4 protein-coding genes are annotated in these 4,839 nt (G+C 42.4%); 3 read left to right on the top strand and 1 reads right to left on the bottom strand.

Annotated elements, in window-relative coordinates; all coding sequences use genetic code 11:
• Nucleotides 1-104 precede the first annotated feature (104 nt).
• Nucleotides 105-1,085: a hypothetical protein gene (locus WS34_RS14100; RefSeq protein ID WP_286693815.1), complete on the top strand. Its 981-nt coding sequence runs from the start codon at nucleotides 105-107 to the stop codon at nucleotides 1,083-1,085.
• A gap of 17 nt (nucleotides 1,086-1,102) precedes the next feature.
• Nucleotides 1,103-3,382, top strand: coding sequence for a TlpA family protein disulfide reductase (locus WS34_RS14095; protein ID WP_046405608.1), 2,280 nt, complete (start codon nucleotides 1,103-1,105; stop codon nucleotides 3,380-3,382).
• A 280-nt stretch (nucleotides 3,383-3,662) separates the two neighbouring features.
• On the opposite strand, the gene WS34_RS14090 is transcribed toward WS34_RS14095, so the two are convergent.
• Nucleotides 3,663-4,238, bottom strand: coding sequence for an RNA polymerase sigma factor (locus WS34_RS14090; protein ID WP_118108484.1), 576 nt, complete (start codon nucleotides 4,236-4,238; stop codon nucleotides 3,663-3,665).
• Nucleotides 4,239-4,378: 140 nt separating this feature from the next.
• On the opposite strand from WS34_RS14090, the gene WS34_RS14085 reads away from it, so the two are divergent.
• Nucleotides 4,379-4,839 (top strand): hypothetical protein (locus tag WS34_RS14085; protein ID WP_046405606.1); only part of this gene is annotated, 461 nt, incomplete at its 3' end.

The following is a 4,839-nucleotide window of genomic DNA, read 5'->3' as shown; positions in this document are numbered from 1 at the left end:
AATGGGAAAACCGATGTCGGTTTGATTGCCAATGACCTGGTTTCACCTGATGTTATACAGGAAAGATAACCTTGGATGTATATTCTTCTTTGAATGGGGAGGCTATGAATGGCAAGCCGGTACGAGTCGTTTATTCCATGTCAACGAAACCGGAAGTCGTTTATCTTGTTTCTGATCAGGAAATAATGGGTGTTGACCCTGTTTCTTTTACGTCGCTTTATACTTTTGACAATCTTTTTTATGAAGTGCCTGCCCAACGGAATATCACTTGTTTTACAGTATCTTCCGGACGGCGTGAATTCATGGTAAATGACAATAAGGGGTATGGTTTGAATGCTTCTTCGATGGGGTCGAATCGGAACACGCTTAAATTCGGAGTACCTTGTAAGGATGAGAGTGGAGAATTGGCACCCTGGTGTGCCCAAATGGCGACTGCGGGTTATATGGGAGTTGTTTACAATCAGTCGACACAAAAATTCCGCTGCCTGAAAAATAACGGTTCGGCATTGTCTGATTTTTCGGTGCAGGGTAAAGAGGCCGCATTCGATTGTAATCAAGTCGGATTAGAACTTGTTGCCAGCGATTTCGGACGTAATAATTATGAGCATATTCTGATGAAAGATGCTTCGGGGCATCATTATTTGCTCGTTGCTGATTTTTGCGGGATATTCACACAGAATGCTATCGGTAAAGCTAAATACGACCTTGGCGGTTGTGAAGGTTTGGATAAAAAAGTGGTATCCGTGACTGCCGGTTATAAAGGAGAGATTTTTTATTATGCAAGTGGAAATACCTTGTATTTGCTTGATTATAAGTCAGTGCCTGCGAAAGCGACTCCTGTATGGACAGCGCCTGCGGGGACGGAAATTACTTGTGTCCGTTTGCAAAAATACCTTTATGGTGCAAGTGGTAACAAGCCTGTCAATGATTGTGAGGTTATTTATATTGCGACTGCCGATATTGCAGGTGAGGGGGTTGTTTACCAATTGCGTGTAGATCCGTCGAGCGGCGTAGTGGATAAAAGCTCTGAGAAAAGTTACGACGGTTTCGGACGTGTTATGGATATGGGGTGGAAAAAACAATAACATTAAAAATATTTAAAATGATGAAATCAACTTTTTTAATTGCGTTTTTTAGCATAATGGCATTTTTAGGGGGCGTGCGAGTAGATGCCCAAACTATCCGCTTGAATACAGCCGATTTGAAAGCAATAAAGGCACAAATGGAAACGTCGGATAAACAAGCGGCTGTCGATGCCGGCATCCGTTTTTTCAACGGAACCTGGAAAGAGGCATTGGCAGAGGCGAAGAAATCAGGTAAGACCATATTTATGGATTGCTACACCGATTGGTGTGTACCTTGTAAGCGTTTGTCAAAAGAGGTCTTTACCTTGAAAGAAGTAGGAGATTATTTCAATGAACACTTTGTGAATGTGAAGATGGATATGGGTACAGGAGAAGGAAAAACGATGGGCAAACAATGGGGGGTGAATGCCTTCCCGACCTTGCTGTTTTTTAATACTGAGGGAGATGTGATTCATCGGATAGTGGGTGCTCCTGATCTCAAAATATTGCTGGCGGAAGGGAAACGGGCCGTTGAGAGGAAAGGATATGCCTGGATGAATGAGCAGTATGCTTCCGGTAACCGTGAGCTTGCTTTCATTCAGTCTTATATGGAGGTGTTGTCATTGGCATCCGAGAGCCGGAAAGCGGAAAATATTTGCGTGGACTATTTCAAAACATTGGATAAGAACAAATTGACAGAACGTGAATATTGGGATTTTTTCCGTAAATATATTAAGGATGTTGACGATGAGACGGCCGTATATGTGTATAAACATCGGGCGGATTTTATTGCAGCATTGGGAGAAAAGGAAGTGAATAAGAAAATATATTCGTTGTACAATTCAGGTGCATACCGTTATTGGAAAGAGCAAGAGGGACAAGGTACTTTTGATGAGAAAGGATTTGAGAAATATGTCAAACGATTGATGAAAAGTGATGTCGGCGGTAAGGAGAATATTGTGGAGGATGCCCGGATGTTTTATGCGGAAAAACAGGGAGATTGGGCTTCGTTTATAAAGATGGCTACAGAGCGTTTGGATAAAGGTGGCATGTCGGATTTTATCGTCTACAACTGGGGAATACGCTTGAATGTAGAATGCCAAGACCCGGTTTTTCGTGAAGCGATTGCGGCATTGATGGAGCGTAGAGCCAAGGAATTGTCGACATCTACAGAGCCGTCAGACATACAGATGATGAAAAGTTTTGAAAGTATTGCCGATCGTATCCGTCATCCTGAGAAGTATAAAAAACAGTCTTCGGTGGTTACGATCAGCGGTAAGGTAAATGCATTACGTCCGGGAGAGAATGTGGTTCAGGTGGTGAAACAGGAAGGACGTTCCAAACAAGTGATAGATTCCTGTACTATTCAGAGTGACGGAACTTATGAAATGAAGGTGACTGTAAAGAATCCGGGTTTGTACGAGTTGGATTGTCAACGTGGACAAAAAGCGACAATATGGCTCGGTGATGAGGATGTGAGTGTGGATTTCCCTGGTTTCGGGACATCGAAATTTAAGGTTATGTGTCCAGCCTATTATGCTGTCAAGGGGGGAACCAATAATGAAGTGTTGGATGTACTGAATTGGGAGTCTATGCGTTTCATGAGAATGGTAGGTGATATCGGTAGAGTACTGTATGGATGCAAAGACTTGTCGGCGGAGACACAGCGGGAATTGAATGAAACTTTGGGAAATACTTGTCGTGCAGAATATTTTGATTGTATCAGTCATTGGGCTGATATATATGCTGACCGGGAGTCTGTGGTGGTATTGCTTTCACAATTGCAAGATGATAAATACAATGCAGTGGTGGAGCGTATAGCGAAAAAATTGACAGAAGCTTATCCGAATAGCGAGGCTGTAAGGAATTTCAATATTACGTTAGAACAGAAAAAACGGTTGTATGAAGGAATGCCCGCTCCTGAATTTTCTTTGTTGACAGCAGATGGAAAGAGTAAGTTGGGACCGTCTGATTTTCGAGGGAAAGTGCTTGTGATTGATTTTTGGGCTTCTTGGTGTGGTCCGTGTCGGGGTGAGATTCCGAATGTAAAGAAGGCTTATGAGACTTATCATGAAAAAGGCGTTGAGTTCCTGAGTGTTTCTATCGATAAAGATGAAGTAGCTTGGCGTAAAGCTTTGGAAGATGAACAAATGCCTTGGTGCCAGGTATTGGCTCCACAGGCTGGTAAAGAGGTGAAAGAACTTTATCAGTTCAGTGCTATCCCTTTTATTGTTGTAATTGACAGAGAGGGAAAGATTGTTGGTAAGAATCTGAGAGGTCAGATATTGCTGAATAAACTGGAAGAACTGACGCGATAGATAGTGCTTCCAGCGGAGAAAGTATGTTTGCAAGGGACTGTCTAACAATAAAACGTTATTCAGTCCTTTTTTTGTATCCTCCTGATAATATATATTTTTTCAGTAAGTTTTATGCTGTCTTATTATTTCTACAATAGTAGCCTTTTTAAGGCTATTCAGCAATAAAATGTGGATTGGTGTTTATATACATGTTTACTGGGAATTATAATAAGCGGATTACTGAAACTAACTGTCGGTACGGATAATTCCCGAAAATATTTTGTTGATAATGGTTTCGTTTTTATTCCAGCCATTCCAGCCATTGCAGCAGCAGTGTGGCGGCGAGAAAATGATTACCCGTCCGTTTTTGCAAGTCTTTGCGGAGCAGGTCCAGCATGCAGGCTTTTTGTTTTTTGACGGCGCTTTCCGTAATACCTAACAGTTGGGCGATTTCGGCATTTTTAAGCCCTTGTTGGAAATGAAGTTCGAAGATCCGGCGGTATTTTTCCGGCAGGCGTTCGATGGAATCGTACAACAGGTTGAGAGTTTCCTGTTCGATGATACTGTTCAGAAATTCGGTACGGTCATCCTGTTGCGAGAGGTAATTGGATTGCGCCTGGTTTTTCCGCAGAATATCAATCGCTGCATGATGGATGCAGGAATACAGAAAAGCTTTGAGCGTGAGGACCGATTTGAAGCTTCCCCGTTGTTCATAGGCCTTGTAAACCGCATCCTGTACACAATCCTCAGCCAAAAAAGCATAATCCGGTCCCAGATGCCGGGAGGCATAGACTAGCAATTTAGCGTATAGCTCGTTGTAAAAAGTCCCGATGTTTCCGGATTTGAATTCCGAAAGCAGCTGTTCGGTTTGTGCCATAACATACGGATTTATACCACAAAAATAGTTATATTTTTAAAGATCCTTTATTATCTGTCCGGAATAAATAAAATTTCTTTTTTTACTGTCCTTTTTCCATCCTTTTACGTCTTTTAAATATAATCTTAAAATGTAAAAAAATGAAAATGAAAAAACAGACACAGTGGTGTGTTGCAATTATGCTTGCCGGAATGCCTTTCTGGAGCAGTGCTCAGCTTCTGAAAGGAAAGGCGGACGGCGGAATCCAGGAGTTGCAGGTAGGAATTTCCTTAGACGGTGACCAGGGGGCGATGGAGTATAGGCCGGTGGAGTTGAAGGAAGACGGTACGTTTGAGTTCGATACCGGTCTGGTATCACCTTTTAATGATGTTATGGTTTTTGTCGATGATAACGAAATTGTCGGTGCTCATTTGGAACAGGGAAAAACATTGGAGTTGATACTCCACAGGGAAAAAGACGGAGATTTGAAGTATACTTTCCGCGGGGATAACCGGGTGTTGTCGGAATTCTATACCCGGTTTGCACGGGCATTCGATTTTATGCGTTATATGCCGATGGATGCTCCGGAGAATGTGAGCAGTGCGGATTACCTTGCTCTGTT

The organism is Odoribacter sp. N15.MGS-14, from assembly GCF_000980245.1.
Taxonomy (GTDB): Bacteria; Bacteroidota; Bacteroidia; order Bacteroidales; family Marinifilaceae; genus Odoribacter; species Odoribacter splanchnicus.
The sequence above is the reverse complement of the archived record's forward strand: the minus strand, read 5'-3'. Positions and strand labels throughout refer to the sequence as shown.

Bases quoted from the DNA above. Each gene is read 5' to 3' on its own strand.
- WS34_RS14100 (WP_286693815.1), top strand. From the start codon at position 105: ATGAATGGCAAGCCGGTACGAGTCGTTTATTCCATGTCAACGAAACCG.
- WS34_RS14095 (WP_046405608.1), top strand. From the start codon at position 1,103: ATGATGAAATCAACTTTTTTAATTGCGTTTTTTAGCATAATGGCATTT.
- WS34_RS14090 (WP_118108484.1), bottom strand. From the start codon at position 4,238: ATGGCACAAACCGAACAGCTGCTTTCGGAATTCAAATCCGGAAACATC.